This window comes from Pigmentiphaga sp. MLSB6-MA01 (genome assembly GCF_058793475.1).
In genome coordinates this window covers 39,134-65,833 of sequence record NZ_JBXAFV010000022.1, presented here as the reverse complement: position 1 = coordinate 65,833, position 26,700 = coordinate 39,134, and the positions used below count along the sequence as shown (strand labels likewise).

26 protein-coding genes and 1 pseudogene are annotated in these 26,700 nt (G+C 67.5%); 14 read left to right on the top strand and 13 right to left on the bottom strand.

Going from position 1 to position 26,700, the window contains the following annotated elements:
* Positions 1-135: 135 nt before the first annotated feature.
* The 3 genes from AC1Q6E_RS27055 to AC1Q6E_RS27045 all read right to left on the bottom strand — a co-directional run bounded on the left by AC1Q6E_RS27055 (position 136) and on the right by AC1Q6E_RS27045 (position 3,975).
* Positions 136-1,851 carry an FAD-dependent oxidoreductase gene (locus tag AC1Q6E_RS27055; RefSeq protein WP_492573894.1) on the bottom strand — a complete coding sequence of 572 codons (1,716 nt, stop codon included), beginning with the start codon at positions 1,849-1,851 and terminating at the stop codon, positions 136-138.
* Positions 1,852-2,820 (bottom strand): Bug family tripartite tricarboxylate transporter substrate binding protein, encoded by a 969-nt coding sequence (locus AC1Q6E_RS27050; protein ID WP_152792459.1) that lies wholly within the window; start codon positions 2,818-2,820, stop codon positions 1,852-1,854.
* Positions 2,821-2,979: 159 nt separating this feature from the next.
* On the bottom strand, positions 2,980-3,975 hold the full coding sequence (locus AC1Q6E_RS27045) for an NAD-dependent epimerase/dehydratase family protein (protein WP_152792458.1): 996 nt from the start codon (positions 3,973-3,975) through the stop codon (positions 2,980-2,982).
* A 187-nt stretch (positions 3,976-4,162) separates the two neighbouring features.
* On the opposite strand from AC1Q6E_RS27045, the gene AC1Q6E_RS27040 reads away from it, so the two are divergent.
* The 6 genes and pseudogenes from AC1Q6E_RS27040 to AC1Q6E_RS27015 form a co-directional block, all read left to right on the top strand.
* Positions 4,163-5,041 (top strand): IclR family transcriptional regulator, encoded by an 879-nt coding sequence (locus AC1Q6E_RS27040; protein ID WP_296560365.1) that lies wholly within the window; start codon positions 4,163-4,165, stop codon positions 5,039-5,041.
* A 6-nt stretch (positions 5,042-5,047) separates the two neighbouring features.
* The gene (locus AC1Q6E_RS27035) at positions 5,048-5,995 is read left to right on the top strand and encodes a LysR family transcriptional regulator (protein WP_152792456.1); all 948 of its coding nucleotides are present in this window, start codon (positions 5,048-5,050) and stop codon (positions 5,993-5,995) included.
* Between the two features lie 121 nt (positions 5,996-6,116).
* On the top strand, positions 6,117-6,848 hold the full coding sequence (gene pcaH / locus AC1Q6E_RS27030; protein WP_152792455.1) for a protocatechuate 3,4-dioxygenase subunit beta: 732 nt from the start codon (positions 6,117-6,119) through the stop codon (positions 6,846-6,848).
* A gap of 14 nt (positions 6,849-6,862) precedes the next feature.
* Positions 6,863-7,504, top strand: coding sequence for a protocatechuate 3,4-dioxygenase subunit alpha (gene pcaG, locus AC1Q6E_RS27025; RefSeq protein WP_152792454.1), 642 nt, complete (start codon positions 6,863-6,865; stop codon positions 7,502-7,504).
* A 226-nt stretch (positions 7,505-7,730) separates the two neighbouring features.
* A complete protein-coding gene (locus tag AC1Q6E_RS27020) occupies positions 7,731-7,994 on the top strand; it encodes a helix-turn-helix domain-containing protein (protein ID WP_152792453.1) in 264 nt (87 codons plus the stop codon).
* Positions 7,991-8,215: pseudogene (locus tag AC1Q6E_RS27015) on the top strand (HipA N-terminal domain-containing protein); the annotation flags it as partial. The gene AC1Q6E_RS27020 and the pseudogene AC1Q6E_RS27015, both read left to right, overlap by 4 nt.
* 39 nt (positions 8,216-8,254) lie before the next feature.
* Here the strand turns inward: AC1Q6E_RS27015 and AC1Q6E_RS27010 are convergent.
* Both AC1Q6E_RS27010 and AC1Q6E_RS27005 read right to left on the bottom strand, forming a co-directional pair.
* Complete coding sequence (locus AC1Q6E_RS27010) at positions 8,255-9,232, bottom strand: alpha/beta hydrolase (protein WP_492573893.1); 978 nt, start codon at positions 9,230-9,232, stop codon at positions 8,255-8,257.
* Positions 9,229-10,221, bottom strand: coding sequence for a Bug family tripartite tricarboxylate transporter substrate binding protein (locus tag AC1Q6E_RS27005; RefSeq protein ID WP_296560373.1), 993 nt, complete (start codon positions 10,219-10,221; stop codon positions 9,229-9,231). Before AC1Q6E_RS27005 ends, AC1Q6E_RS27010 begins: the two co-directional genes overlap by 4 nt.
* Positions 10,222-10,344: 123 nt before the next feature.
* On the opposite strand from AC1Q6E_RS27005, the gene AC1Q6E_RS27000 reads away from it, so the two are divergent.
* Positions 10,345-11,334 carry a LysR family transcriptional regulator gene (locus tag AC1Q6E_RS27000; protein WP_492573892.1) on the top strand — a complete coding sequence of 330 codons (990 nt, stop codon included), beginning with the start codon at positions 10,345-10,347 and terminating at the stop codon, positions 11,332-11,334.
* Here the strand turns inward: AC1Q6E_RS27000 and AC1Q6E_RS26995 are convergent.
* Positions 11,300-12,481, bottom strand: a complete 1,182-nt coding sequence (locus tag AC1Q6E_RS26995; protein WP_492573891.1) for a Rieske 2Fe-2S domain-containing protein — start codon at positions 12,479-12,481, stop codon at positions 11,300-11,302. The genes AC1Q6E_RS27000 and AC1Q6E_RS26995 overlap by 35 nt on opposite strands.
* 22 nt (positions 12,482-12,503) lie before the next feature.
* Positions 12,504-13,523 (bottom strand): Bug family tripartite tricarboxylate transporter substrate binding protein, encoded by a 1,020-nt coding sequence (locus AC1Q6E_RS26990; protein WP_492573890.1) that lies wholly within the window; start codon positions 13,521-13,523, stop codon positions 12,504-12,506.
* 170 nt (positions 13,524-13,693) lie between these two features.
* Here AC1Q6E_RS26990 and AC1Q6E_RS26985 point away from each other — a divergent pair, with 170 nt between their 5' ends.
* The gene (locus tag AC1Q6E_RS26985; RefSeq protein ID WP_492573889.1) at positions 13,694-14,296 is read left to right on the top strand and encodes a MarR family winged helix-turn-helix transcriptional regulator; all 603 of its coding nucleotides are present in this window, start codon (positions 13,694-13,696) and stop codon (positions 14,294-14,296) included.
* 7 nt (positions 14,297-14,303) lie between these two features.
* On the opposite strand, the gene AC1Q6E_RS26980 is transcribed toward AC1Q6E_RS26985, so the two are convergent.
* Positions 14,304-15,191 carry a LysR family transcriptional regulator gene (locus AC1Q6E_RS26980; RefSeq protein WP_152792445.1) on the bottom strand — a complete coding sequence of 296 codons (888 nt, stop codon included), beginning with the start codon at positions 15,189-15,191 and terminating at the stop codon, positions 14,304-14,306.
* Between the two features lie 90 nt (positions 15,192-15,281).
* Here AC1Q6E_RS26980 and AC1Q6E_RS26975 point away from each other — a divergent pair, with 90 nt between their 5' ends.
* The 6 genes from AC1Q6E_RS26975 (at position 15,282) to AC1Q6E_RS26950 (ending at position 21,730) form a co-directional block, all read left to right on the top strand.
* On the top strand, positions 15,282-16,037 hold the full coding sequence (locus AC1Q6E_RS26975; protein WP_492573888.1) for an SDR family oxidoreductase: 756 nt from the start codon (positions 15,282-15,284) through the stop codon (positions 16,035-16,037).
* 13 nt (positions 16,038-16,050) lie between these two features.
* Positions 16,051-17,259 carry a 2-methylaconitate cis-trans isomerase PrpF family protein gene (locus tag AC1Q6E_RS26970; RefSeq protein WP_492573887.1) on the top strand — a complete coding sequence of 403 codons (1,209 nt, stop codon included), beginning with the start codon at positions 16,051-16,053 and terminating at the stop codon, positions 17,257-17,259.
* A 27-nt stretch (positions 17,260-17,286) separates the two neighbouring features.
* Positions 17,287-18,270, top strand: coding sequence for a tripartite tricarboxylate transporter substrate binding protein (locus tag AC1Q6E_RS26965; RefSeq protein WP_152792442.1), 984 nt, complete (start codon positions 17,287-17,289; stop codon positions 18,268-18,270).
* Positions 18,271-18,386: 116 nt separating this feature from the next.
* Positions 18,387-19,562, top strand: coding sequence for an ABC transporter substrate-binding protein (locus tag AC1Q6E_RS26960; protein WP_492573886.1), 1,176 nt, complete (start codon positions 18,387-18,389; stop codon positions 19,560-19,562).
* Between the two features lie 67 nt (positions 19,563-19,629).
* Positions 19,630-20,562 carry a LysR family transcriptional regulator gene (locus AC1Q6E_RS26955; protein WP_152792441.1) on the top strand — a complete coding sequence of 311 codons (933 nt, stop codon included), beginning with the start codon at positions 19,630-19,632 and terminating at the stop codon, positions 20,560-20,562.
* A 106-nt stretch (positions 20,563-20,668) separates the two neighbouring features.
* A complete protein-coding gene (locus AC1Q6E_RS26950) occupies positions 20,669-21,730 on the top strand; it encodes a Rieske 2Fe-2S domain-containing protein (RefSeq protein ID WP_492573885.1) in 1,062 nt (353 codons plus the stop codon).
* Between the two features lie 17 nt (positions 21,731-21,747).
* Here the strand turns inward: AC1Q6E_RS26950 and AC1Q6E_RS26945 are convergent, their stop codons facing one another.
* The 5 genes from AC1Q6E_RS26945 to narH are packed head-to-tail and all read right to left on the bottom strand — an operon-like array spanning position 21,748 to position 26,700.
* Positions 21,748-22,998, bottom strand: a complete 1,251-nt coding sequence (locus AC1Q6E_RS26945; RefSeq protein WP_492573884.1) for an MFS transporter — start codon at positions 22,996-22,998, stop codon at positions 21,748-21,750.
* Positions 22,999-23,054: 56 nt separating this feature from the next.
* A complete protein-coding gene (locus tag AC1Q6E_RS26940) occupies positions 23,055-23,798 on the bottom strand; it encodes a peptidylprolyl isomerase (protein WP_492573883.1) in 744 nt (247 codons plus the stop codon).
* Positions 23,799-23,808: 10 nt separating this feature from the next.
* On the bottom strand, positions 23,809-24,498 hold the full coding sequence (gene narI / locus AC1Q6E_RS26935; protein ID WP_492573882.1) for a respiratory nitrate reductase subunit gamma: 690 nt from the start codon (positions 24,496-24,498) through the stop codon (positions 23,809-23,811).
* A complete protein-coding gene (gene narJ / locus AC1Q6E_RS26930; RefSeq protein ID WP_492573881.1) occupies positions 24,491-25,159 on the bottom strand; it encodes a nitrate reductase molybdenum cofactor assembly chaperone in 669 nt (222 codons plus the stop codon). The genes narI and narJ overlap by 8 nt, the downstream gene beginning before the upstream one ends.
* Positions 25,156-26,700 carry a nitrate reductase subunit beta gene (gene narH / locus AC1Q6E_RS26925; RefSeq protein ID WP_492573880.1) on the bottom strand — a complete coding sequence of 515 codons (1,545 nt, stop codon included), beginning with the start codon at positions 26,698-26,700 and terminating at the stop codon, positions 25,156-25,158. Before narH ends, narJ begins: the two co-directional genes overlap by 4 nt.

The following is a 26,700-nucleotide window of genomic DNA, read 5'->3' as shown; positions in this document are numbered from 1 at the left end:
GGCCTTCGTCACGAAGATGCCGGGATTCGAACACGGGAGTCCCCCCCATGGCATCCACGATAGACATCCCGCTCCCCAAGGTACGGTGCGCGGCCGACCTGGAAGCGCCACGGACGCTGCCGACCGAACCCAGGTTCAGCCCTCCGCCACCTGGCCCGCAAGGTGCCGGGCACACAGATAGCCGAAGGTCATGGCCGGCCCGAGATTGGTTCCGGCGCCTGGGTAGACGCCTCCGAACAGGCTGGCCATGTCGCAGCCTGCCGCGTACAGGCCCGCGATCGGCTGGCCATCCTCGCGCAGCACCCGCGCGTGCTCGTCGGTCGCCAGGCCGGTGAACGTGCCCAGATCGCCGGGCAGCACCTCCACCGCGTAGAAAGGGGCCTGCTCGATGGGCGCGAGGCAAGGATTGGGCAGGCCCAGCGCGGCATCGCCGTGGTAGCGGTTGTAGACATTGTCGCCACGGCCGAAAAGCGGATCCACGCCTCGGCGCGCGCCCTCATTGAATTCCCGCACGGTGTGCGCCAGCCTCTCCTCGTCCAGCGCCAGCAGGCGCGCGAGCCCCGGGAGGGAATCGGCCCGCCGCAGATAGCCCGAGCGCAAGTAATGCGAACGCGGCAGTGGAAACGGCTTGGCGATACCCAGGCCATAGCGGCGCACGAAAGCCGAATCGCAGATGAAGTAGGCCACGGGAGGACGCTCGTCCCCCCGCGCGCGGGCGGCGAGCAGTGCCTCGACGAAATCGTGGTACGAGTTGCTTTCGTTGGCGAAGCGCCGAGCCTCGCGATTCACCGCGATCACGCCAGGCTTGCCGCGCTCGTAGCTATGCGGATAGGTGGCGAACGAACCGTCGCGCCTGGGCACGCGCGACATCGGCATCCACGATCCGGGACTACTCGCATGCCGAAGCGCCGCGCCGGCCTGCTGCGCCATGCGCAGCCCGTCGCCGGTGTTGCCTCGCGTGACCAACGATAGATGCGTGGCACCTTCGGGGTGGTGCGGATAGAGCGCGTGCCGTCTCGGCATGTCCCACGAAAACCCGCCGGCCGCGCAGACGACGCCGCGGCGCGCGTCCACGCGGACCCGGCGGCCCTCGCGTTCGATCCACGCGCCGCATACGCGGCCGCCCTCCACGATCAGTTCGAGCGCGGGCGACTCCAGCAGCAGGGGGATGCCGAGTCCGCGCACCGACGAGCCCAACCGCCCGGCCAGGGCATTGCCGCTCATCAGCAGCAGGTCGCGCCCGTGCAGCAACACGTCCCGGCCGTGACGCGCGATACGGCGCAGCACGTAGAGCGCGGAGCGCAGCGAACGGCGCGCGTTGAAGAAATGATGGAAATCGGGCCCGGAGCCGACCTTCAAGCCGAAAAGCGTCAGTTCGGATACCGGTGGGCGCAGCACCCGCATCCAATCTCCCAGCGCGCGCGCATCGAAGGGCTCCGCGCAGATCGAGCGGCCAGCCGGCAAACCACCGGGCTGGGCGGGGTGATAGTCGGGATAGGTCGTCCCCAGGAAGAAACGCAGGGCCGTCCGCTCCTCCAGGAATTCGACCATTCGCGGCCCGGCCTCGAGAAAGGCGTCCACGAGACGGGCGTCGAAGCGCGGTCCGAGTTCATGCTGAAGATAGAGGCGAGCGTCGTCGATGCTGTCCCCGATGCCGGCGCGGCGCGCTTGCGGACTGCACGGCACCCAGAGCCACCCCCCGGACAGCGCCGTGGTGCCGCCGAACCATCGATCTTTCTCGGCGATCACCACGTCCAGGCCCAGCAGCCGTGCCGTCAACGCGGCAGTCATGCCGCCCGCGCCCGATCCGATGACCAGGACATCGCAGCCGATCGTCGCATCGCCGCCCATCTATTCCACCGGCACCTTGGCGCGCACGGCAACGTCCCGCCAGAGTTGGACCTGTCCGGCAACGAAACCCGAGAACTCCTCGGGCGAGCTGCCGACCGGCTTCGCGCCCTGCTGGACAAAGGCATCGTGCAGACGCTGCTTCGCCAGGGCCTCGCGGATCGCGCGGTTCAATCGATCGACGATGGGACGCGGTGTTTCTCCCGGGGCGAACACGCCGAACCAGTATGTCATCTTGTAGTTGGGATAGCCGGCCTCGGCGAAAGTCGGCACGTCGGGCAACACGGGACTGCGCTCGGTACCCGTAACGGCCAGGCCCCGGACCCTGCCGGTCGCGATGTGCGGCGCGCCCGTGGCCACGCTGCTGAACACCAGGTCGATCTGCCCGCCCACCAGTTCCTGGATGGATTGCGAAGCGCCCTTGTACGGCACGTGAAGCAGGTCGATATCGGCAATGCTCATGAAAAACTCCATCGGCAGGTGCGAAGACGAGCCGAGGCCGGCGCTGCCGAAGGACAGGCTCTTGGGCTTCTGTCTGGCCAGCGCCACCATGTCACCCAGCGTACGCGCCGGCAGCTCGCCGCGCGCCATCAGCACCGCCGTAGCCTCGGCGATCTGCGAGATCGGTTGCAGGCTCTTGAGCGGATCGAACGGCAGCTTGGACTTGATGACCGGCGTAATGGCATACGAGGTTTCGGCAACGAGCAGCGTATAGCCGTCGGGCCGCGCTTTCGCCACGGCGTCCGTGCCGATGACGCCACCCGCGCCGGTCTTGTTCTCTACCAGCACCTGCTGTCCCAACTGCTCGGTCAGCTCGCGCGCCAGCAGCCTGGCCGATGCGTCGGTGAACGCTCCCGGCGCGAAGGGCACGATGATCTTGATGGGATGGTCCGGCCAGTTGGCGGTCTGGGCGTGAAGAGGGGGACTGGCCGCGGCCAGCAGGGACACAAGCCAGAAACGGTACGTCTTCATCGATGTCTCCAAGCAGAACGAGTAAACGGCCAGGAATCACCGCGGGAGGGACGGCCGCTTCAAGCTTGATCGCCGCGCCCCCGAGGCCATGGCAGAGCTTCCATGCTTATTTAATTTGTCCTATTTAATAGGATTTTTTATATTCCATCGGTGCGACGCTCACCTTGGCGTACCGTCGCGGCGCCAGGCGATGAGACGTGCGATCCCCTCTTCGATCGGGACCTCGGGTTTCCACCCGATCAGGCGTTCGGCCTTGCCGATGTCGTAATGGAAGGGCGCATCGGTCTTGATCCGAAAGCCCGCCGCCGGCGCCTCCCGGTACTCGGGCTCGACGCGCGCGCCGGCAAGCCGGATCACGGTCTCGGCCAGATAGCGCACCGACAGCGGCTTGCCGCCGGCGATGTTGATCGCCTCGCCAGGCACCTGCGCCCGCATCGCGAGCACATTGGCGCGCGCCACGTCCCCCACGTAGACGAAGTCCTTGGTTTCCGAGCCGTCGCCATAGAGCACGGGCGATTCACCGCGCGCGACACGGTCATAGGCGTCGATGATGTAAAGCGCGTTCGTCGACCGGTAGTGCTGCCGCTCGCCATACACGGTGGAATAGCGCAGGGCCACGTAATCCAGGCCGTGCTCGGTGCGATAGAGCTGGCACAGCTTTTCCGCCAGCAGCTTGGATGCCCCGTAGAGCGCGGGCGGCGCGGGCACGGCGTGGGTGCGCAGCGGCTCCGCCTCGGTGATCGCGCCGCCTATCGCTCCATAGCCGTAGACCGCCGATGACGAGGCCAGCACGAGCTTTCCCACGCGCCGCGCGACACAGGCATCGAGCACGTTCAGGACCCCCAGGACATTGACCTCCAGGCCCAGCCGGGGCTGCTTTCCGATGCCGGCCGACATGAATCCGGCGAGGGCATAGACCCCATGGATCCCCTCGCAGGCGGTCTCGACGGCTTGCGCATCGAGCACATCCCCCCGCACCAGGCGCACGCGCCCGGTCTCCAGCAAGGCGGCCAGCGCCCCGTCCGGCGCGTCGAAGGACAGGTTGTCGTAGAGCACGACCTCCCGGGCACCCGCCGCCAGCAGGCTCTCGGCCGTTCGCAGGCCGATGAGGCTCGCGCCGCCGGTAATCAGGAAACGGTGGGACTCGATCTGCATGGCGATCCCTGCGGGTTGATCTGGGCTAATAATATTTTCCCGCTATTTGACATTTATTTCAATTCAATTCTTGGAGCCAGGCGATAAGCGGTGTCCCGGCCATCCCACTTTGCGGGATATTCTGTCTATACTGGGATCGGAAACCGTGTCAGACGGCAGGGGCACGGTTGCGCTATAGGGCAGGAGAATGATCGAACGCGCCAGCAAGCATCCCGTGGCACAGAAGCAAGACGCGTCGCCCGCCAGGAAAGCGGGCAAGAAGGCCAACGACGAGCAAAACAGCCTCGCCCGCATGCTGGCCTTGCTCGATCTGTTCACCGCCGCCGCTCCGACGCGGTCCGCCACCGATCTCGTCAACTACCTGGGCACGTCGCGCTCGACGTCCTACCGCTATATCAAGGCTCTGCACGATGCCGGCCTGATCGAGGCGGTCGCCAGCGGCAACTACGTCCTTGGGCCGCGCATCGTCGAATTCGATCGGCAGATCCGCATGACGGACCCCCTCTATAAGAGCGGCGGGAAAGTGCTTGCCCTCCTGTCGGGGAAGACGGGGCACTCGGCCTTGCTGTGCGCGCTCTACAGCGATTCGTTGATGTGCATTCGCGACGTGCGGGTCGAAGGCAGCCCGGGCAATCTGTTCTCCCGTGGACAACGCCGGCCGCTCTTCTCGGGCGCCGCCTCGAAGATCATCCTGCCCTACGTGCCCGTCCATCGCCTTCGCAGCATCTTCAAGAACCACCAGCGCAGCATTGCCCTGGCAGGGCTTGGGACGAGCTGGCAGGGATTCAAGGACAACCTCGCGGCAATGCGCAAGGATGGTTTCACCGTCTCGCACGGCGAATTCAACACCGGGGTGTTCGGCATCTCCGCCCCCGTCCTCAATGCGGAAGGCATGGTCGTCGGCAGCATAGGGATCGCGGGAGCGGAAGAACTCCTGGAGGGAGCCAGGCTTCCCCACCTGTGCGATGCGGTCAAGGAAGCGGGGCAGGAACTCAGCGATGCCCTGGCCCTTTCAGGCGGAGAACGGGTGCGGCCGCCCCGGGCTTTCGGCTCGACCGCCGGTTGAGCCCGCATGACCTCGCCGCAACTCAATCGCATCCGCCTGCAACATATCCGCTGCCTGCTCGCCACCGCGCAGCACGGCAACATGCGCGCCGCGGCCGAGTTCCTGTCCATCACCCAGCCCGCCGTCAGCAAGATCATCAAGGAACTGGAAGAGATCGTCGGCAAGCCGCTGGTGGTCCGCCAGCGCCACGGCGTCGCGCTCACGCCCGCGGGCGCGGCCTTCGTGCAGCACGCCCGCCAGGGCGTGATGGCATTGGAGATGGCGCTGGGCGAAGCGCGCGATCCGGAAGGCGACGCCGTCAGACTGGGCGTGCTGCCCTCGCTGGCGGTGGACCTGCCGCACGAGATCCTGCGCAGCTGGCGCGCGCGCGGACGCCACGGCCCCGTGCGCCTGGAAACCGGCATGAATCCGGAACTGCTGACGCGGCTGCGGCAGGGCGAGCTCGACGTGGTCGTGGGCCGGCTGGCCGAACCCGACCACATGCTGGAGCTGCGCTTCGAACCGCTCTGGAGCGAGCCGCTGGTCGTCGCCATGCGGCCGGAACACCCGCTGGCGCGCACCGAGTGGCCAGCCTGGCAGGCACCGGCCCATCCGGTGATCCTGCCCCTGCCCGGCACCAGCATCTACCAGGCCGCCGACAGTTTCCTGGGCCAGTTGCGATCAGGCGCCAGCCATGACCGCCTGGAAACCCTGACCATTCCCCTCGCGCGCAACCTGGCCCTGAACAGCGACGCCCTGTGGTTCGCCTCGCTCAGCACCGTCAAGGCCGACATCGAGCAGGGCGCGCTGGTGGCGCGGCGCGTACCCGGTGCCGCCACCGAAGCGGTCGGACTGTTCACCCAGGCGCAACCGGGCACCAGCCGGCCACTGGCGGGGGACATGGCCGATACGGTACGCGGCGTGGCCGTGCGCTGGCGGGCCGCGTGCGAGCACCTGGGCTGGGATCCAGCCTGAGGGCAGGTCGCCCCCAAGATATTCCAAATCGTTATATCACAGCGGCATATTCTTCACTTGCCCCTGGACCGGGGCGTGACTACAGTTGCCCTGCGATCATTCCCACAAACGGTACAGAGACATGAGCAATCCCCTTCTGCCTCCCTCGACGACCGGCGTTTTCGTGCAGCGCGACAGCGACGCGCATCCGCCCGCCTACACCCCCGGCTACAAGACCAGCGTGCTGCGCTCGCCGCGCAAGGCCCTGATCTCCAATGTCGGTACGCTGTCCGAGATCACCTCGCCCGTCTTCCGGCCCCAGGAACTGGGCCCCAAGGACAACGACCTGATCACCAACTTCGCCAAGGATGGACTGCCCATCGGCGAACGCGTCATCGTCCACGGCTTCCTGCGCGACCAGTTCGGCCGCCCGGTCAAGAACGCCCTGATCGAAGTGTGGCAGGCCAACGCCAGCGGCCGCTACCGCCACAAGAACGACACCTACATCGGCAGCCTGGACCCCAATTTCGGCGGCTGTGGACGCATGCTGACGGACGAGAACGGCTACTACATGTTCCGTACCATCAAGCCCGGTCCGTACCCCTGGCGCAACCGCATCAACGACTGGCGCCCCTCGCACATCCACTTCTCGATCCTGGCCGACGGCTGGGCCCAGCGCCTGATCACGCAGCAGTACTTCGAAGGCGACACGCTCATCCCGCACTGCCCCATCCTCAAGACCATCAACAACGAAGAGCAGGTCCGCGGCCTGATCGCCATGCAGGACATCGGCAACTTCATCGCGCTGGACAGCCGCTGCTACCGCTTCGACATCACGGTGCGCGGCCGCACCGCCACCTGGTTTGAAAATTGATCGAGGGCAGGACCATGAGCACCCAAATCACCTTCCTTCCTGAAACCGCCTCGCAAACGGGCGGCCCGTACGTACACATCGGGCTCGCCCCCAAGCAGGCCGGCTTCGACATCTTCGAAAACAACTTCGACAACCAGTTGGCCAAGCCCGAAACCAAGGGCGAGCGTATCCGCCTCGAAGGCCAGGTGTACGACGGCAGCGGCACCGTGCTGCGCGACGTGCTGGTCGAGATCTGGCAGGCCAACGCCGCCGGCAAGTATGCCCACCCGGCCGATACGCAGGACAAGCCCATCGATCCCGCCTTCCGTGGCTGGGGCCGCACCGGCGCCGACTTCGACACCGGCTTCTACAGCTTCGAGACCATCAAGCCCGGCGCCGTACCCGGCGCCCGGCCGGGCACGACGCAGGCGCCCCACATCTGCCTGGTCCTGTTCGCCCGCGGTCTCAACCTCGGCCTGCACACACGCGTCTACTTCGAGGACGAGAAAGAAGCCAACGCCAAGGATCCCATCATCAACGGCATCGAGTGGGAAATCCGCCGCGACACGCTGATCGCCAGGCGCGAAGAGCGCGACGGCAAGGCGGTGTACCGCTTCGACATCCGTATCCAGGACACGCCCGACGGCGGCAAGGAAACGGTGTTCTTCGACGTCTGACGGCAGCCGTCGCGAACGGCCCGCCGCCCGGCGGGCCCCCGGACGCCCCCGGTTCAGGACGCTCAGGCGTCAGGAACGGGGGCATTTTTGTAGCCAAAGGGCCACAAAAATAGAGGATTTCGCCTTTCTTGTAGCCCTTAGGCCACAAACCAGGGATCAATTATTTGTGCCTCTGGGGCTACAAGAGTGCTAGGATAGACTCAGACTGAGGCCTAGGGGCTACAAAATGACGACGCTAGGTGACGTTGCCAGCATGCTGCGGTCGGCCCGCAAGGATAGTGGCCTATCCCAGGAGGAAATGGCACAGCGGGCCGGCGTGGCCCGCTCCACACTGGCCCGCATGGAAACCGTCGCCCGCGGCGACATGAGCGTTTCCGCGCTGGTCAGATTGCTGGAAGCAGCCGGCTATGACCTGAAAGTGGTCAAGGCGGGCCATCTGCGCACCTTGGACGATATCCTTGCGGAACAACGCCAGCGAGGCGACGCATGAGGCTGGACGTTCACGTGCTCGGCCAACGCGTGGCCAGGCTCTTTCGCGAAGGCGACGAATACGTATTGCAGTACGAACCCGGGACACCGGACGACGCCTTCGTCAGCCTGGCGATGCCCGTGCGCAACGCGCCCTGGCGCTGGCCGCGCGACCTCCACCCCTTCTTCCGCCAGAACCTGCCCGAGGGCCACCTGTTGAGCGTGATCCGGGAAGTCTTCGGCCGCTCCGAATTGCTGGCTCGCCGTACCTAGAAAGCTTCGTCAGCCTATCTGTGCCAGCCACTCGTGCACGAGGTCCGCGATCTCCAGGCTGTTGCGGTCCATCATCAACATGTGCGAATTGCCCGCAATGCCGCTTTCCGGCAGCGACAGCAGGCGCACCGAGTCATGGGCGGCCGCAAAGCCGCGGATGCGGGCGCGCATGCGCGGCCAGCGAGGATCGGTGTCCATGTTGTCGCCCATCACGATCAGCGTGGGAACGCGGTAAGGGCGATGCGACTCCAGCGCGGGGATGCTGGCCGGCTCCAGCGCCACCACGGCCCTCACCAGATCCGGACGCGCGTGGGCGGCGCGCAGGCCGAACACGCCCGCTTGCGAATGGCAGACCACGATGGCCGGGCCGGTCTTCTCCAGCAGGGCCAGGTAGCCCGCCAGCACGGCCGCGTCGGTGCGGGTCCAGCGGGGCACCATCTGGCGCACCAGGCTGTCGAAGGCCTCGACCGGAAAGCAGGTGTTCGCATAGGGCCGCGACGAACGTTGCCCCGCCTCGCCAGGCTGGCCGATGCGGAACCGCTCGTAGATGTCCTCGGCGGTCTGGATGACGGGCGCCTCGGGCCAGACCTCGGGCACGCGGGCAAAGCCCGAGCGCCCGCGCTCGACGGCATCGCACAGATAACAGTCCCAACCGCGCCGCACGAAGTAATGCAGCCAGCCGGGCCGTCCGTCCGGCGTCGTCTCCCAGGCCGCCCCCGTCATGCCGCCGCCGTGCCAGAACAGGATGGGCGGCCGATCCGGCGCGGGGTCGGCCAGGAAGTACTGCGCGTACATCTGCTCGACCCGGTAGTGGCCGTTGGGGTCCACCCGCACGGGCTGCCCGCCTTCGGCCATCAGCAGCTCGCGCGGCGGCAGGCCCCGCAGTTCGATCTCGCGTCCGCCGACGTGGAAAGCGCCCATGTCGCGCAGCCGCAAGGGGCCGGCACGCCCGGGCCGGGCATCGCCGGCGGCTGGCTCCCTGCTCATTCCGCGCGGATCTTGTTGGCCTGGATGATGGCTTTCCACTTCTCGTTCTCGCCTGCGATGAACCGGGCCAGGTCCTGGCGCGAGCCCGGCGCGACGTCCACGCCCAGTTGCTGCATCCGCGTCCGCACGTCCGGCGCCTTCAAGGCCGCCACGAAGGCCTGGTTCAAGCGGTCCAGCACCGCCTCGGGCGTGCGCGCCGGCGCCATGATGCCGAACCACGGGGTGATCAGGAAATCCGGCACGCCCGCCTCGGCGAAGGTCGGCACGTCGGGGATCGACGGCGAACGCTTCTCGCTGGCCACCGCCAGCGCGCGCAGCTTGCCCGAGCGGATGCTGGGCAGCGACGCGGGCAGGTTGTCGAAATACATGTCGACCTGGCCGCCCAGCAGGTCGGCCGCGACCTGGCCGGCCCCCTTGTAGGGGATGTGCGTGAGCTGGATGCCGGCCTTGGTGTTGAGCAGTTCCGTCGCCAGATGGGCCGAAGTGCCGATGCCGGACGACGCCGAGTTGAGCTTGCCGGGGTTGGCCTTGGCATAGGCGATCAACTCGGCCACCGACCTGGCCGGCACGCCGGGATTGACGACCAGCACGCTGGGCACGGTGCCTATCATGGCCACCGGCGAGAAATCCTTGACCACGTCATAGGGCGCCGGCGTGTACAACGAGGGCGCGACCGCGCAGCCGAACGCGCACATCAGCAGCGTGTAGCCGTTCGGCTCGGCCCGCGCCACGGCCTGGCCGCCGATGTTGCCGCTGGCGCCGACCCGGTTCTCGACGATCAGGGGCTGGCCCAGCGTCCTGGACAGGGTCTCGCCCAGCACCCGCGCCAGGATGTCCGGCGTGCCGCCCGGCGGATAGGGCACGACCACGGTAATGGGCTTGGCGGGGAAGTCAGCGGCGGTGGCGCCGCCGGCGGCGATGACGGCAAGGCCGGCGGCCAGCGCCGCGGCCCGGCTGCGGACGCGCGCCGCGTGCGGGATGGGTTGCATCGATGTCTCCTGTATGGCCTGTGGGCGGCCGGATGCGGGGCACTATATCCAGCCCCACGCCCGCCGGGCCAATGCCGGGATCGCAAGACACCCATACCATTATTGCTATAGTCTTTCCCCATCATGACCACCAGGCATACCACCACCGACCGCGCCAAGCTGCCCAACCTGCGGCGGATGGACATGAACGCGCTGCTGACCTTCGACGCGCTCATGAAGACGCGCAGCGCCACCGCGGCGGCCGCGCTGCTGCACAAGACCCAGCCGGCCATCAGCCGCGAGCTGGCCCGGCTGCGGCGCACGCTGGACGATCCGCTGCTGGTGGTGACCAAGGGCCGCTTCACGCCCACCGAACGCGCGCTGGAACTGCATGCCGTGGTGCGCGACGCGCTGGACCGCATCGAACACGCGCTGAGCCCGCCCGAGGCCTTCGATCCCGCCGGCGCCACCGGCACCGTCAACATCGGGACCGGCGCCCACATCGAACTGCTGCTGGGCGCGCCACTGCTGCAGCGCCTGCGCGCGGCCGCGCCGCGCCTGGTCGTGCGCTTCCAGTCGGTACACGGCGACTTCATCCCGGACGACCTGGACGCGGAACGCATGGACATCGCCATCGGCCTGTTCAGCGAAGTCCCCCGGCGCTTCCATTCCATGCGGCTGTTCGCCGACCGGCGGGTCTGCCTGCTGTCGGCCGCGCATCCCATGGCGCGGCGCAAGCGCCTGTCGCTGGACGACCTGGAACGGATCCAGTGGTTCGCCTTCGCGCAGATGTACGGACGCCCCACCAACTTCGACCGGCTGCTCAAGCCGCGCCATCGCGACCTGGCGTTCTCGGCCTACCTGTCGGGCTTCGGCATCACGCCCTACGTGCTGCTGGAAACCGACTACGCCACCACCCTGCCCGCCTGCGTGGCCGAGGTTCACCAGCGGCACTTTCCGCTGGCCACGATCGAACTGCCCGAGCCGCTGCGCGACATCGAGTTCTTCATGGTGTGGTCCAAGCGGCAGCACACCTCGCCCCTGCATACCTGGGTGCGGGGCGAGATCCTGCGCGTGCTGGAGGAAAGGACGGGGATCGCTATTCCAGGAAATTCCCCGCCGCGAAGACGATAGGCGGCGCCTCGCGGTCGAAGCCCACCCCGATGGGGTCGCCGCCGGCCGCCACGATCTCCAGTTGCTGCTTGAACATGCGCCGCAACAGGACCAGTCCGCGATCCGACGTCGCCAGGTTTTCCTCCGAATGCCAGGCGATCGGGCCCTGGCTGACCTGCGCCTCATAGTCCCCCGGCATGCGCTGGTGCTCCGCCTCGGTCAATTCTTCCCACAGCTTGCCGTTCATGCGCGACCTCGAACGCGCGATGTCGCCTTCGCGGCGCACCCGGCCCGCCGTATAGATCCGGAAGCTGGTGTCGTCGATGGGCAGCACCCAGCCCAGCGACTCCACGGTGCCGTAGTAGGCCAGCCTGGGGCTGGGGATCACCCGCAGCGTGGGCAGCGCGGCCTCGCCCACGCGGCGCAGCGTCTTGCCGTCGTCCAGCCGGCGTACCGCCGTGGCGCTGACGCCCGCGTCCGTGTAGTCGAACGCGACCTCGGGCATCACCCCCATCTGCGGCACGAACTGCGTGCCGCTGAAGCTCGAATGCAGGATCACGACGTGGAAGGGATCGACCACGTTCTCGAAGTGCTGGAGCCAGTTGCACGGGATGATCTGCGGGCCGCCTCCGCCTATGCTCTGGTCGTTGGCCTCGATGAACTCGCCCTCGGCCAGGTCCTCCAGCGCGGCATAGCGCGGCAGGACCGGCCGCCTGACAGGCGGCCCCATGTAGGCGAAGATCAGGCCGTAGCGCTCCTCGACGGGATACCACGGCTGGCGGATGCGGTCACGCGACAGGCCGCCCTGCGGCTCGCAGGGCTGGTCGGTGCAATGGCCTTGCACGTCGAACAGCCAGCCGTGGTAGCAGCAGCGTATGCCGCCGTCCTCGACGCGGCCGTAGTACAGCGAGGTGCCCCGGTGGGCGCAGTGCGGATACAGCAGCCCGGGCCGTCCCTGGCCGTCGCGGAACAGGATCAGGTCCTCGCCCAGTACGCGCACCTTGCGCGGCACTTCGCTGGCATCGGCCGACACGCCGATGGGATGCCAGTAGCGGCGCAGCAGCTCGCCCATGGGCGTGCCGCGCCCGACCTGCGTCAGCGTGGCGTTGTAGGTGGCGGGTTTGCGCTCGTAGGCCGTGCCGGCATCCGGCTGTGTCGTGGTCGTCATGGTTCGTCCTCGTGTCCTGGGTTCAGTTCTTCAGCGTCACCCCGGCAGCGTCCACCAATTGCTTGAAGCGGACGTAGTCGGCGCGGGCATTGGCCGTGAATTCGTCGGGCCGGTTGGCCACCGGCTGGAAGCCGATGTCGACGATGCGCGTGCGCACATCGTCCGTGCGGGTGGCCGCCTGCAGGCTGGCCACGAGCTTGTCGCGCACGGCGGGCGGGATGCCGGCGGTCGCGTAGGCGCCTATCCATCCTTCGAGCTCGAAGCCCTTGAAACCCTGTTCGAGAAACGTGGGAACGGCCGCGAGGATGGGCGCGCGCTGCCGCCCCGGCACGCCCAGGACCTTCATCTTTCCCGCCTGCGACATGTTGCGGGCGGTGCCCGGATTGGCCCAGGCCAGGTCCAGCCGGCCCGCCTCCATGTCCTGGTGGGCGATGGACTCCGTCTTGTAGGGCACGTGGATCAGCCCGGGGATGGCCTCGTGCCTGAGCAGTTCGCCGAACAGGTGGGCGATGGTGCCGGTGCCCCAGGTACCGTAGGTCAGGCTCGGGTGTCTTTTGGCATAGTCCGCCAGTTCGGCCAGGTTCGAGTACGGCGCCGAAGCGGCGGCCACCAGCACCGGGCCCGAGCCGATGGCGAGCTGGGACAGCGGCTGGAAGTCCCGGGCCGCGTCGTAGGGCAGTTTGTCGTGAAGAATGGGATTGTTGATATGCGTGGTCTGCAAGGTGATGAGCAGCGTATAGCCGTCCGCCGGCGCCTTGGCGACCGCATCGGCGGCCAGGATGCCGCTGGCTCCCGGCTTGGGGTCCACCACCACGGGCTGGCCCCAGGCCTGCCGCAGCTGTTCGGCGTAGGCCCGGGCCAGCAGGTCGATCGGACTGCCGCCCGGGCCGTAGGGAATGATGCGCACCGGGCGCGCGGGAAAGCCATTCGCGCCCGATGGCTGGGCATGGGCGGCGGCCGAGAACAAGACGAGCGCGGCGGCGGCGAGCCCCCGCGCGGCGACGCCGGCGCGGGCTTGCCAGCCAAGGCGGATACAGGACATGGTCGTCTCCTCCGGGCCTGGGGCGCGATGATCCGCCACGGCCCTATTTATATGCAATAGCAACGATATTTAAATTAACGATATATCATTGCATTGTCAACGATATGCAAAATCGATCCGCCGCGCGCGGCCACCCCCTATCATTGGCCTTTCGCCTTCCTGCCCGTACCATGCCCGCCGCCAAGAAGAAGCTCGCATCCTTCAAGACCCTGCCGGCGTTCCAGCTCGAGCGGCTGGCCGCGCTCGTAGCCAGCCGCAACGAACTGCGGCACCAGCGCCGCTTCGGCCTGCGCAGCGTCGAATGCCATGTCCTGGGCATCGTCGGCGCGCAGGCGCCCATTTCGCTGCGCCGGCTGTGCGCCGAACTCGGGTTGGACAAAAGCCACGGCAGCCGCCTGGTCGCCCGGCTGGAAGAGCGAGGATTACTCGAGCGCTGCGACGATCCCGCCGACAAGCGCTCGTTCTACCTGCTCCTGACGCCCCAGGGCATGGACATGCATGCGCACATCCATGCCGACGCCGTCGAGCGCAACGCCGAATGGCTGGAGGGACTGCCTGTCGCCCGGCGCGGCGTATTCCTCGAATGCGTCGCGCAATTGACGGCCCATTCCCAGGCCATACTGGCGCGGGAAGAAGCCGCGGCGGGGCAGCCGCCCGCCACCCGTCGGGATGACGGAGACACGATCGAGACCCGGGGGCTCCTGCTGGTTGAACGCACGAAGTTGCAACAGCTGCACGCGCAACTGGCGGAGCTGCTGGCCCGCGACAAGTAGCCCGGTCTCAACGCTTGCCCGCCATCCGCGGTACGCACTCGACGAAGCGGTCAGCCATCATCGGCTTGGACTGCGGTCGCCAGATCACCGAGATGTCGAGCGTAGGCAGAGTGCGAGGCGTCACCCGGCAATACCGCACTCCCCGGAACGCCGCGCGCCGCACCGAGCTGGGCATCAGCGCGACGCCCAGCCCCGCGGCCACGCACGACAGCATCGTCAGGCCGCGCTGCGCCTCCTGCACGATCAGGGGTTCGATACCCTCGCGCCGCAAGGCATACAGCGTGCGCGCCCGTACGGCGCCTTCCGTCTCAGGAGCGAGGATGAGGCCCCTGCTGGAAATCGCTTCGAGCGTAACCTCGTCCTCGCCGGGAGCGAATCCCTCGGGCACGACGGCCAGCAGGGGCTCGCTGGACACCAGTACGGCGCGAACCAGGCGGGTGGAAGAAATGGGTGAGCGGGTAAAGCCGACATCGATATGCCCTTCGCGCAGCGCGGCCAATTGCTCGGTGCTGTTGATCTCCCGCAGGTCCACCGACACATTCGGATAGCGTGCCCGGAACGCGGCCAGCGTGCGCGGCATGACTTCGTACAGCGCCGAGCTGATGAAACCCACGACGACGCGGCCGGACTGCCCCACGGCCAGCCGCCGGCCCATCGCTGCAAGCCCTTCCACCTGCGCGAGCACCTGGGCGGCCTCGTCCAGCCACAGGCGACCGGCGTCAGTCGCGATCACGCCGCGCCGGGAGCGCTTGAAGAGACGCATGCCCAGGGCTTTCTCAGCCTGGCTCAACGCCAGGCTGAGCGCGGGCTGCGCGATGCCCAGCCCCAGCGCTGCGCCACTGATGCTGCCCGCCTTGTCGATCGCGACCAATTGCCTGAGCGTCTTCGATTCCATAATTTCTTTTATATAGATCTATATTCTTTCAATTATGCAAAAGACGATTGCCGATGACTACTATCGCAACACGAACGACAAGGAGAACGCATGGATCTGCAGTTGCGCGACCGCACCGCGGTCGTCACGGGCGCCAGCCAGGGGATAGGAAAGGCCACGGCCATGGGCCTGGCCATGCAGGGGGTACGCGTCGCCCTGGTGGCGCGGCGCCGTCCTTTGCTGGAAGAGATCGCCGACGGCATCACGGCCGCCGGAGGTCCCGCCCCATTCATAATCGAGGCGGACCTCTACCAGGAGACCGCGGTCGAGCACATCGTACGGTCAACCCAGTCGGCCTTCGGCCATATCGACATCCTGGTCAATGCGGGCGGCGGCAGCCGGCCGCTGGATTTCGACGCCGGTCCCGACCTGTGGCTGGAGGGCATGACACTGAACTTCTTTCGCCTGCGCGAACTGACCCAGACCGTCGTTCCCGGCATGCGCGAGCAGCGATGGGGACGCGTGGTCAACATCACCGGCACGTCCGAACCGAAGATACTCAATGCAGCCTTCAGCGCGAAGGCCGCGGTGCACGTCTGGGCCAAGGGCCTCTCGCGCCTGGTCGCCGCGGATAACGTCACGGTCAACTGCCTGCAGCCCGGACGCATCCGCAGCGAACAGATGAAACTGCGCTACCCCACCGTGGAAAGCGAGCTGGAATTCGCGCGGCACGAAATCCCCGCCGGCCGTTTCGGCGAGGCCGAAGAACTCGCCAACCTGGCGGTGTTTCTCTGCTCTGCACGCGCGGCCTACATCACCGGCACGGTCATCCCGGTCGACGGCGGCATGTCCCGCTACGCCTTTTGACGACGAGGCAACCATGACCAGCCATGCTTCCGACCGTGGCGACACCGGCTGGTGGCAGCGGGTTCGCCGGCGGGGCGACCAGGTCGGCATTCCCTGCGTGTTCATGCGCGCGGGGACCAGCCGCGGCGCATTTCTGCGCGAGGAAGACCTGCCCAACGGAGCCGCGTTGCGCGAGAAGCTGATACTCGCCATCTACGGCAGTCCGGACTTCCGCCAGATAGACGGCTTGGGCGGCGCGACCTCGCTCACCAGCAAGGTCGCCATCGTCGGACCGCCGACCCGGCCCGACGCGGACGTGGACTACACCTTCGGGCAGGTCCGCATCGACGAGGCCCGTGTCGACTTCAAGGGCAACTGCGGCAACATCTCGTCAGGCATCGGCCCCTTCGCCATCGAGGAAGGCATGGTGCCCGCCACCTCCCCGGTCACGGCGGTGCGCATCCACCTGACCAACTCAAGCGCGCTGCTGGTGGCCGAGGTTCCCGTGGCCGACGGCCTCTGCCCGGTACAAGGAGACGCTCAAGTGGCTGGCGTTCCGGGGCGCGGCGCCCCCATCATGCTCGATTGGGCCGACGTGAGCGGCACCCTCGGACGCGGATTGTTGCCCACCGGCCAGGCATGCGAGCGCCTGCCCACGGCCATCGGCGAGATCGACGTCTCCATCGTCGACGCCGGCAACGTGACCGTTTTCGTCCGCCCGTCCGTCTTCGGCTTGCGCGCACCGGACTTCGCCACGCAGCGCCTCGATGCCGAGGCGCTGCGGCGCATCGAAGCGGTCCGCCATGCCGCCGCGCTGCGCCTGGACATGGTCGAGCAGGGCCAGCGGGCGGCGGACGTGACGCCCACCATTCCCAAGCTGTACATGGTCGCCGCACCCTGCGACTACATCGACGCCAACGGCCTGCCCGTCGCCGCCGAGGACCATGACCTGCTGGGTCGCGGCATGAGCATGGGCATGCCGCACGCCGCCTATGCCGGCACCGTGGCCGTCTGCACCGGCGCGGCGGCGCTCATCGACGGCACGCTGGTGAATGAAGCCGCGCGTCCCGCCCGCCTGTCCGGCGGCGGACTGCGCATCGGGCACCCCATGGGCATTCTCGAAATCCACGCCCGGGTCGACCAGACCGGCCCTTTCCCGACACTGGAACGCGCGGCGGTGGTCCGTACCGCGCGGCGCATCATGGAAGGCATCGTCTACGTACCGCTGAATCGATTGGCCTGACCGGAAAATCCGGCTGGAGGAGACATCATGAACCCAAGCAAGCGCAAGACTCTGTTCCTTGCGGCGGCAGTAGCCGCCTCGTCCCTGCTCAACGCACCGGCCATGGGCGCGGATGCCTACCCCGACAAGCCGATCCGCATGGTCGTGCCGCTGCCGCCAGGCGGCGGGGGCGACTTCCTGGCCCGCCTTCTGGCGGAACACCTGAGCAAAGAACTGGCGCAGACCGTCATCATCGAAAACAAGGGCGGCGCGGGCGGCAGCATCGGTGCCCAGTACGTGGCCCAGGCCGCGCCCGACGGTTATACGCTGGTGTTTGCGTACACCGCCTCGCACAGCATCAATCCGGCCATCTCGAAACTGCCCTATGATCCGCTGGCGGATTTCACCCCCGTCGCGCTGGTGGCGCTCGCGCCCAACATGCTGGTCGTCAATCCGGGCGTACCGGCCAAGTCGGTCAAGGAACTCATCGCACTGGCCAAACAGCAGCCGGGCAAGCTGCGCTACGCGTCGGCCGGCACCGGCAGCGCGCCGCACATGTCGGGCGAACTCTTCAACCACATGGCGGGCACTTCCATGGTCCATGTTCCCTACAAGGGTTCCGGGCCCGCCATGAATGACGTCATCGCGGGCCATCTGGAATTGACCTTCGCGAGCCTGCCCGCGGGTCTTCCCCACGGCAAGTCGGGCGCGGTCCGCATGCTGGGCGTAACCGGCGCCAAGCGCGCATCGCTGCTGCCGGAGTTGCCGACCATCGCCGAATCGGGGCTGCCCGGTTTCGACACTGACCAATGGTACGGCGTGCTGGGTCCGAAGGGCCTTCCGGCGAACGTGGTCGCAACGCTCAATCGCGCGATAGCTGCCGCGCTCGAATCCCCCGACCTGCTCGACAAGGCGTCCAGGCAAGGGTTCGAGATCGTGCCGAGTACGCCAGAACAACTTGCCCAGCACATGCGGGCGGAAACGGCGAAGTGGAAGAAAGTGGCCGCCGACGCCAATATCCAGATCAACTGAGCCTGCCATTTCGGTGATAAATGCCGAGTATTTACGGTATTCGTTAGATCCGCCGCGGACCGGGTGATACCGTTTCCTGGACCGGCCTTGCGCCGACCAGCACAACGGAGACAACCATGCCCATGAAAACGCTCAAGGCGGCCGCACTCGCGTTCGCCGCCGCCTGTCTGCTTCCCGCCGCGGCCGCCCAGCCCCCCATCAAGATTGGTTTCCTGGGTGAGTTCTCCGGCCCCCAGGCCGGGCTCGGGCAGGACATGTACGACGGTTTCATGCTGGGCATCAAGCAAGGCGGCGGCCGCCTGGGCGGCGTTCCGGTAGAGGTCCTGCGCGAGGACACCCAGCTCAAGCCCGACGTCGCCGTCCAGGTCACCCGCAAGCTGATCGAGCGCGAGAAAGTACCCATCATCGCGGGCATTACGTTCTCGAACATCATGATGTCGGTCCAACCCCTGGCCACACGGCGCGAAGTCTTCGTGATCGGGACCAATGCCGGCCCCTCTCCCATCGCCGGCGAAAAATGCTCGCCCTACCAGTTCGTGGTGTCGCGCCAGGGCGACCAGCAGGCCGAAGTGCTGGGCAAGTACGCCACGCAGAAGGGCTACCGGCGCGTGATGCTGCTGGCTCCCAACTACCAGGCGGGCAAGGACGTGCTCGCGGGCTTTCGCCGCTACTTCAAGAACGAGGTGGTCGACGAGATCTACACCCCCTTGGACCAGTTCGATTTTTCGGCGGAACTGGCCCGCGTCTCGGCACAGAAACCGGATGCCGTGTTCGCGTTCTATCCCGGCAGCCCGGGCGTGAACTTCGTCCGGCAATATCGCCAGCTCGGCCTGGCCGACAGCACGCCGCTGATGTCGGTCGCGGTGGTCGACGGCGTGTCGCTGCCGGCACTGCGCGAAGCGGCGCTCGGCGTCTTGCTCGGGAGTACCTGGGGCCCCGACCTGGCCACCGAGGCCAATCACAAATTCGTGGCGGCCTTCGAGGCAGCCTATGGCCGGACGCCGTCCGAATACGCCGCCACCAGCTACGACGCCGCGCGCCTGCTCGATTCGGCCATCGGCGTTGTCAAGGGTAACGTTGCCGACAAGCCCGCCTTCATGGCGGCGCTGAAGGCCGCCCGCTTCGAGTCCATCCGCGGCGACTTCAAGTTCGGCCACAACCACTTCCCCATCCAGGACCTGCACGTGTTCCAGGTGGCACGCGACGAAAAAGGGCGGATCGGCCTCAAGACCGTGGAAACCCCGATGAAGGCCGCGCAGGATGCCTATCACAGCGGATGTACCATGCGGTGACCGTGCTCCTGCCCTGGCGAGCCTGTCCCGGCGGCCGGACACGCTTGCCTTCGAGGTAGCCCCGGTCATGAACCTGAACACCCTGGATCTGAATCTCCTGCTGGTTTTCGAAGCCGTCCTGCGTACCGGCAGCACGACGCTGGCCGGCGAACAATTGGGCCTGACGCAGTCGGCCGTCAGCAATGGATTGCGGCGGCTGCGCGCCGCGTTCGACGACCCGTTGTTCATCAAGACGCCGCAGGGCATGAGCCCGACACCCACGGCGGAGCGCCTGGCCACGCCGCTGCGTGAAGGGCTGGACCGCATCAGGCATGCGGTGGAAGATCGCGAGGATTTCATTCCTTCGATGGCGCAGCGCCGTTTCGTCCTGTATGCCAGCGATACCGGCCAGCGCGTCTTCCTGCCTCGCCTGCTGGCGCGGCTGCGCCGCGACGCGCCAGGCGTGCAATTGATCACGCACCAGGTGCCGGCGCGAGACGCGCCGCCGCTGATGGCCAGCGGAGAGATCGACCTGGCCCTGGGCTTCTTCCTGCATTTCCAGGCGGGGTTCTATCGCCAGAAGCTGTTCAGCGACCATTACGTGTGCATGGTCTCGGCCGACCACCCCGCGATCCGGGACGACCTGACGTTGCGGCATTACCTGCACGCGCCCCACGCGGTGTACCGCCCCGCGGTCGGCAGCCACGCCTTCTTCGAAGACGTCATCGACAAGCTGTTCTCGGAACAGGATGTGCAACGGCAAGTGGTGCTGCGCGTCACCCATGGCCTGGGCCTGCCGGAGATCATCGCCGGCACCGACATGCTGGTGGCCGTTCCCGCCAGCCTGGCGCAGGCCTGCGCGGGCAGCCCAGGCGTGCGCTTCCTGCCGCTGCCGTTCGACGCGCCGCCGGTCGACATCACCCAGCAGTGGCATGAACGCTTCCACCGCGACCTGGGCCACGCCTGGCTGCGCCGGACCATCGCGGAACTGTTCCAGGACGGCGGCGCGCCGCCTGCCTGAACGCCGGCATTTGCAGCGGGAATCCGGAGTATTTCCACTATTCGTTGGCCGCGGCGGCGGCGCGCCGGTAGCGTGATGGCTTTCCACCGTTCACGGAAACACCGCCATGTCCGCGTCGTCCACTTCCCCCCTCATCCGCAACGCCTGGTATGCCGCCGCGACCTCGGCCGAGGTCGGCCGCACCCTGCTGGGACGCCATCTGCTGGGAACGCCCGTCGTGCTGTACCGGACCGAGGCCGGCGAACCCGTCGCCCTGCTTGATGCCTGCGCGCACCGGCAGTTCCCCTTGTCGCGCAGCGCGCTGGTGGGCGACGACATCCGCTGCGGCTACCACGGCTTCACGTTCGCCAGCAGCGGCGAATGCGTCCACATCCCCTCGTCGCCGCGCATCCCGCGCGACGCGCGCGTCCGGCGCTTCCCGCTGGTCGAACGCCACGACATGCTGTGGATATGGCCGGGCGATCCCGCGCTGGCCGATCCCTCTCGCATCCCCGACTGTCCGTGGCTGGACGGCTCGGCCAAGGTCTCGTACTACGCCCACCTGCGCGCCCACTATCAACTGCTGATCGAGAACCTGCTGGACTTCTCGCACGTGCCCTACGTCCATCACGACCAGCAGGGGCATCCGGAACTGGCCCGCGTCATCCCCCGCGCGCGCGAACACGGCGACACGGTGGTCAGCACGCGTGTCATGCGGGAATCCAGCACCCCGCCGCTGTGGTCGGACGTGATGGGACTACCCCTGGGCGCGTCCATGGACCATGACCAGCGCTTCGAATTCCGCGCCCCCTCCGCCGTCTGCATCCGCCAGGCCGTCTGGGCCTCGCAGGATCCCGGGCAACGCTACCCCTTCTCGACCACCCACTTCATGACGCCCGACGGCTGCGGCGCCACGCACTACTGGTCGTGGGTATCCCTGGAATGGGAAGGCGTGGATCCGGCCACGCTCGAACGCATGGACCGCGGCGCCCGGGAAGTGGCCGACCAGGACGTGGTCGCGCTGGAAGCGCAACAGGCCCTGCACGATCGCCTGCGGGACGGCGCTGTGGCCCATGGTGTCGTCAGCGTTCCCTTCGATGCCGGCTCGCTGCTGACCCGCCAGGTGTTGGTGCGCATGGCGGAGCGGGAACGCGAAACGGCGCCCGAGCCGCGTTCGGCCGCCTCCTGATGCGATGGGCGCGGCGCCTACCGGGACGGCGCCGCGCCCACGACCTCGCCCGAGATCTGCACCCGCCGGACCTCGGACAGGTACATGATGATCAGCGATACCCAGACCACGCCGTAGAGCAGCATGAAGCAGCTCGACCGCACACCCACGAGGTCGGCCAGGAAGCCGAACATCAGCGGCAGCAGGAAGCCGCCCAGGCCACCCGCCAGCCCGACCATGCCGGACACCAGCCCCATGTTCTCGGGGAAGTCGTCGGCCACGTACTTGAAGGTGGACGCCATCCCGAACGCGAACACCATGCCCAGCACGAACAGCAGCGCGGTGAACAGCCATATGGGCAGGTAGATGTGCAGGTTCGCGCTGCCGTCTATCGTCTTAATCACCAGCGTGGTGTCAGGGTAGGACAGCAGGAACAGGCAGATCCAGGCCACCCACAGGCACCACCAGGTCGTGTCGTGGGCACCGAAGCGGTCGGCCAGCACGCCGCCCACCGCGCGCAGCACCGAGCCGGGCAGCGAAAACCCGGCCGCCAGCCCCGCCGCCATGGCCAGCGACAGCCCGTACTCGGCCTTGAAGTACTGCGGGACCCACAGCGACAGCGCCGTGAAACCACCGAAGGTGATCGAGTAATACTGGCAGTACTTCCAGACCTTGGGGTTCCGCAGCACGCCAAGCGACTCGCGCAAGCCCGCGCCCTTCTTGCCCGCGCCCGGGTCCGGCTCGGCGGCCAACCAGAAGATCGCCGCGGTTGCCAGCAGCGCGACGGCATAGATCCGGGGTACCGTGCGCCAGCCGTACTGTTCCAGCAGCACCGGCGTCAGGAACAGGTTCACCGCGGCGCCCACGGTCCCGGCGCCGAAGAATCCCATCGCGAAGCCGCGCCGCTCGGGCGGAAAGAAGCGCGCGACGTAGGGCGTGCCCACCGCGAACGAAGCGCCCACGAGGCCCAGGAACAGCCCGATCGCCAGGAACTGCCAGAGTTGCTGGGCATAGCTGACGAAATAGACCGGCACCGCGCAGACCAGCAGCAGCACGGTCATGACGATGCGCCCGCCGAACCGGTCGGTCCATATTCCCAGCGGCAGGCGGAACACCGCGCCGGTCAGCACGGGCGTGGAGGTGAGCAGGCCGAAGCGGAAGGCATCCAGGCCCAGTTCCTCGCGTATCTGTATGCCCAGCACGCCGAACATCATCCACACCACGAAACACACCATGAAGGCCAGGGTGCTGGCATACAGCACCGAATACGCCTTGAATGGAGTCGTCATGAGCATTCTCCCGATCGACGGCCCGCCCCGTCCGGCGCCTGCGTTCCAACCACGCGCTATTGCAGCAGCGGCGAATCCGCCCCCTGCATCTCCAACCCCTTGATGTCGGCCTGGCCCACGAGCCATTGCAGATACTGGTGGGTGGCGCGGCGCTCGCTGGCGGCCTGCAGCCACTCGGCGATGCGCGCGTGCGCATCCTCGAAGGCCAGCTTGCGGCCCGGATCCCGGGCGCCGGTGCGCACGATGTGGAAGCCGTACCGCGTCTCGACCAGCCGGTCGCGCAGCGTGTGGGCTGGCATGGCGAACACCTCGGCCTCGAACTCGGGCACCGTCTCGCCGCGCCGCACCGCGCCCAGCGCGCCGCCGGCGGCGGCCGAGGGGCAGTTGGAGTATTGCCGCGCCATGCCGGCGAAGGCCGTCGGCCCCGCCTGCGCCAGGGCCTGCAGGATCTCGCCGGCCCGATGCCGCAGCATCGGCGCGCGGATGCCGGGCGTCAGCTGGAACAGGATGTGTTCGACCTCGACCCACGCATCGACCACGAAGCGCTCGCCGTGGGTGTCGTAGTAGCGGCGGCAGGCGGCCTCGTCGGCTTGCGGCGTGCGCACCTCCGCCGCCAGCACCGCCCGCACCGCCTCGTCTCCTTCCGTGCCGACGCCCAGCGCGCGGGCCCGCTGCACCAGCAGTTCCCGCAGCACCAGTTCCTGCGCGGCGCTTTCCATGGGATCGCCAGCCTCCTGGTGGCGCCGGGCTTCCGACGCCAGGTTCGCCTCGTCGATGACGACGCCGTTGACCAATATCATGTCGTCCCCCTCATCCGCGCGGCCGCACCAGTTGCCAGGCCCGCCCCAGGTAGGCGACCGAGCCGAATCCGCTCCACACGTGCACCAGCCGCGTGAACGGGAAGATCGCGAACAGCGTCATGCCCAGCACCATGTGCACGTGGTAGATGGCGGGCGTGCCCGCCATGGCTTCGGCAGCGCCGCCACGGAAGGTCACGATGCGCTGCGCCCACTCGCCCAGCGCGATCATGACGGCGCCGTCCTTGTGCTGCATCGAGGTCAGGATGGACAAGAGCCCGAGCGCCAGGACGACCAGGATCCAGACCAGGGTCAACCAGTCAGAGAAGCGCGAGGTCGCCGCGATGCGCGGCTCGGACCAGCGCCGCCAGATCAGCAGCAGCAGCCCCGCCAGGCAGACGAGCCCGAGGATGGCGCCCACGACGATCGCCATCGTCTGCTTGAACGCGGTGGAGACACCCATCGCGTGGTAGACGGCGGGCGGCGTCAGCAGGCCGACCAGGTGCGTGAAGAACAGCGAGATGATGCCGATGTGGAAAAGATTGCTGCCCCAGCGCAGCGTACCGCGCTTGAGCAACTGGCTGGAATCGCTCTTCCACGTGTACTGCCCGCGTTCGAACCGGGCCAGGCTGCCCAGCAGGAAGATCGCCAGCGCGATGTAGGGATAGATGGCGAAGAAGAAGTGGTGCAGGTAGTCACCCATGGTTTCCTCCCTTGCTGGGCCCGCGCGCCGCGCGCCGCGGATCGGATGCGTGGAAGCGCACCGGCTGCGGCTGGCCGTGCGCGCGCAGGGCAGGTTCGGTCAGGCCGGCATCGGGCCCGAACGTGACCATGCCTTCCTCCAGGTCGCCCTCGGGCGGCTCGGGCAAGGCCTGGGGCTGGACGTCGGTCAGGCGCCGCAGCACGTCGAAGACACGGGCATACGGACTGCCCGCCGCGTCGAGCTTTTCGCCGATGCGGGCCAGCACGTGGATGGCATCGCCCAGCAGGGCCGCCGCCTGCGGCGCGGGCAACTGGCCCAGGAACTCCAGGAACATCGGCACGTAGTCCGGCAGTTCCCCGGGCCGCGGCTCCAGGCCATGGCGCAGGTATTCCTCGCGCAGGTTCACCATGGCCTGCCCACGGTCGCGCGATTCGCCGTGGACGTGCTCGAACAGGTGCAGCGAATGGGCCGGGCGCCGGTCGAAGGTCGCCACGTACTCCTCCTGCAGCGCGATCAGGTCGGCCTTGCCTTCCATCATCGCGAACAGCGGCGCCAGCGTGGCGGCATCGGCCGGCGTCAGCGCCGACCGCAGTTCGGGCAGCGCCGCCACCATCTCGGCCTCGGGATAGGCCAGCAGGGCGGAAAGCACGGTATAGGTCATCGGCTGCGCTGCACTTCCATGAACGTCACCGGCTGCTCCGCGCGATCCCGCGGCGGCGCGCCGAACAACGAGGTCTGCGAGACGCCGTTCGAACAGCCGTCGCCGAAGGTAAAGCCGCAGGAGCCCTTCAGGTCGAAAGCGTTCTCGGCGTACTCGCGATGGGCGGTGGGAATGACGAAGCGGTCCTCATAGTTGGCGATGGCGAGGTAGCGGTACATCTCCTCGACCTGGGCCAGGCTCAGCCCGACCTGGTCCAGGATGTCGCGTCGCTCCTGCCGGTCCACCGTGCGCGCCCGCATGAAGGCGCGCATCGCCAGCAGGCGCTCCAGCGCCAGCGCCACCGGCGCCTCGTCGCCGGCCGTCAGCATGTTGGCCAGGTAGCGCAGCGGGATGCGCAGCGACTTGACGTCGGGCAGTTCGCCGAAGGAACCCATCTGCCCGCTGTGGGCGGCGGACTGGATGGGGGACAGCGGCGGCACATACCAGACCATGGGCAGCGTGCGATACTCCGGATGCAGCGGGAACGCGATCTTCCACTCCACCGCCATCTTGTAGGTGGGGGACACGCGGGCCGCGTCCAGCCAGGACTGCGGCACCCCGTCGGCCAGCGCCTGCGCGGCGACGGCGGGGTCGTGGGGATCCAGGAACACGTCCAGCTGGGCCTGGTACAAGTCCTTCTCGTGCTCGACCGCCGCCGCCTGCTCGATGCGGTCGGCGTCATACAGCAGCACGCCCAGGTAGCGGATCCGCCCCACGCAGGTTTCCGAACAGACGGTGGGCTGGCCCGCCTCGATGCGCGGATAGCAGAAGATGCACTTCTCGGCCTTGCCGCTGTGCCAGTTGTAATAGATCTTCTTGTAGGGACAGCCCGACACGCACATGCGCCAGCCGCGGCACTTGTCCTGGTCGACCAGCACCACGCCGTCCTCCTCGCGCTTGTAGATCGAGCCGGACGGACAGCTCGCCACGCAGCTGGGGTTCAGGCAGTGCTCGCACAGGCGCGGCAGGTACATCATGAAGGTGTTCTCGAACTGTCCGTAGATCTCTTTCTGGACGTCCTCGAAGTTGTAGTCCTGGGAGCGCTTCGCGAATTCCCCGCCCAGGATTTCTTCCCAGTTGGGGCCCCATTCGATCTTCTCCATGCGCTGCCCGGTGATGAGCGAGCGCGGCCGGGCGGTGGGCGCGGCCCGCTGTTCCGGCGCCGATTGCAGGTGGTCGTAGTCGAAGGTGAAGGGCTCGTAGTAGTCGTCGATCTCGGGCAGGTTGGGGTTGGCGAAGATGTTCGCCAACAGCTTGAGCTTGCCGCCCTGGCGCGGCTCTATCCTGCCGTCCGGGCGGCGGCGCCAGCCGCTGTTCCAGCGTTTCTGGTTCTCCCAGTCCTTGGGAAAGCCGACCCCGGGCTTGGTCTCGACATTGTTGAACCAGGCGTATTCCACCCCCTGCCGCGAGGTCCAGACGTTCTTGCAGGTGACCGAACAGGTATGGCAGCCGATGCACTTGTCCAGGTTCAGCACCATCGCGATCTGCGCGCGGATCTTCAT

Coding starts and splice junctions, on each gene's coding strand:
- AC1Q6E_RS26950 (WP_492573885.1), top strand. CDS start 20,669: ATGTCCGCGTCGTCCACTTCCCCCCTCATCCGCAACGCCTGGTATGCC.
- AC1Q6E_RS27005 (WP_296560373.1), bottom strand. CDS start 10,221: ATGCAACCCATCCCGCACGCGGCGCGCGTCCGCAGCCGGGCCGCGGCG.
- AC1Q6E_RS27045 (WP_152792458.1), bottom strand. CDS start 3,975: ATGCAGATCGAGTCCCACCGTTTCCTGATTACCGGCGGCGCGAGCCTC.
- AC1Q6E_RS27040 (WP_296560365.1), top strand. CDS start 4,163: ATGATCGAACGCGCCAGCAAGCATCCCGTGGCACAGAAGCAAGACGCG.
- AC1Q6E_RS26995 (WP_492573891.1), bottom strand. CDS start 12,481: ATGACGACCACGACACAGCCGGATGCCGGCACGGCCTACGAGCGCAAA.
- pcaH (WP_152792455.1), top strand. CDS start 6,117: ATGAGCAATCCCCTTCTGCCTCCCTCGACGACCGGCGTTTTCGTGCAG.
- AC1Q6E_RS26970 (WP_492573887.1), top strand. CDS start 16,051: ATGACCAGCCATGCTTCCGACCGTGGCGACACCGGCTGGTGGCAGCGG.
- narJ (WP_492573881.1), bottom strand. CDS start 25,159: ATGACCTATACCGTGCTTTCCGCCCTGCTGGCCTATCCCGAGGCCGAG.
- AC1Q6E_RS26955 (WP_152792441.1), top strand. CDS start 19,630: ATGAACCTGAACACCCTGGATCTGAATCTCCTGCTGGTTTTCGAAGCC.
- AC1Q6E_RS26945 (WP_492573884.1), bottom strand. CDS start 22,998: ATGACGACTCCATTCAAGGCGTATTCGGTGCTGTATGCCAGCACCCTG.
- AC1Q6E_RS27020 (WP_152792453.1), top strand. CDS start 7,731: ATGACGACGCTAGGTGACGTTGCCAGCATGCTGCGGTCGGCCCGCAAG.
- narH (WP_492573880.1), bottom strand. CDS start 26,700: ATGAAGATCCGCGCGCAGATCGCGATGGTGCTGAACCTGGACAAGTGC.
- AC1Q6E_RS27010 (WP_492573893.1), bottom strand. CDS start 9,232: ATGAGCAGGGAGCCAGCCGCCGGCGATGCCCGGCCCGGGCGTGCCGGC.
- AC1Q6E_RS26990 (WP_492573890.1), bottom strand. CDS start 13,523: ATGTCCTGTATCCGCCTTGGCTGGCAAGCCCGCGCCGGCGTCGCCGCG.
- AC1Q6E_RS27055 (WP_492573894.1), bottom strand. CDS start 1,851: ATGGGCGGCGATGCGACGATCGGCTGCGATGTCCTGGTCATCGGATCG.
- AC1Q6E_RS26940 (WP_492573883.1), bottom strand. CDS start 23,798: ATGATATTGGTCAACGGCGTCGTCATCGACGAGGCGAACCTGGCGTCG.
- AC1Q6E_RS26980 (WP_152792445.1), bottom strand. CDS start 15,191: ATGGAATCGAAGACGCTCAGGCAATTGGTCGCGATCGACAAGGCGGGC.
- pcaG (WP_152792454.1), top strand. CDS start 6,863: ATGAGCACCCAAATCACCTTCCTTCCTGAAACCGCCTCGCAAACGGGC.
- AC1Q6E_RS26975 (WP_492573888.1), top strand. CDS start 15,282: ATGGATCTGCAGTTGCGCGACCGCACCGCGGTCGTCACGGGCGCCAGC.
- AC1Q6E_RS27000 (WP_492573892.1), top strand. CDS start 10,345: ATGACCACCAGGCATACCACCACCGACCGCGCCAAGCTGCCCAACCTG.
- AC1Q6E_RS26960 (WP_492573886.1), top strand. CDS start 18,387: ATGCCCATGAAAACGCTCAAGGCGGCCGCACTCGCGTTCGCCGCCGCC.
- AC1Q6E_RS27050 (WP_152792459.1), bottom strand. CDS start 2,820: ATGAAGACGTACCGTTTCTGGCTTGTGTCCCTGCTGGCCGCGGCCAGT.
- AC1Q6E_RS26965 (WP_152792442.1), top strand. CDS start 17,287: ATGAACCCAAGCAAGCGCAAGACTCTGTTCCTTGCGGCGGCAGTAGCC.
- narI (WP_492573882.1), bottom strand. CDS start 24,498: ATGGGTGACTACCTGCACCACTTCTTCTTCGCCATCTATCCCTACATC.
- AC1Q6E_RS27035 (WP_152792456.1), top strand. CDS start 5,048: ATGACCTCGCCGCAACTCAATCGCATCCGCCTGCAACATATCCGCTGC.
- AC1Q6E_RS26985 (WP_492573889.1), top strand. CDS start 13,694: ATGCCCGCCGCCAAGAAGAAGCTCGCATCCTTCAAGACCCTGCCGGCG.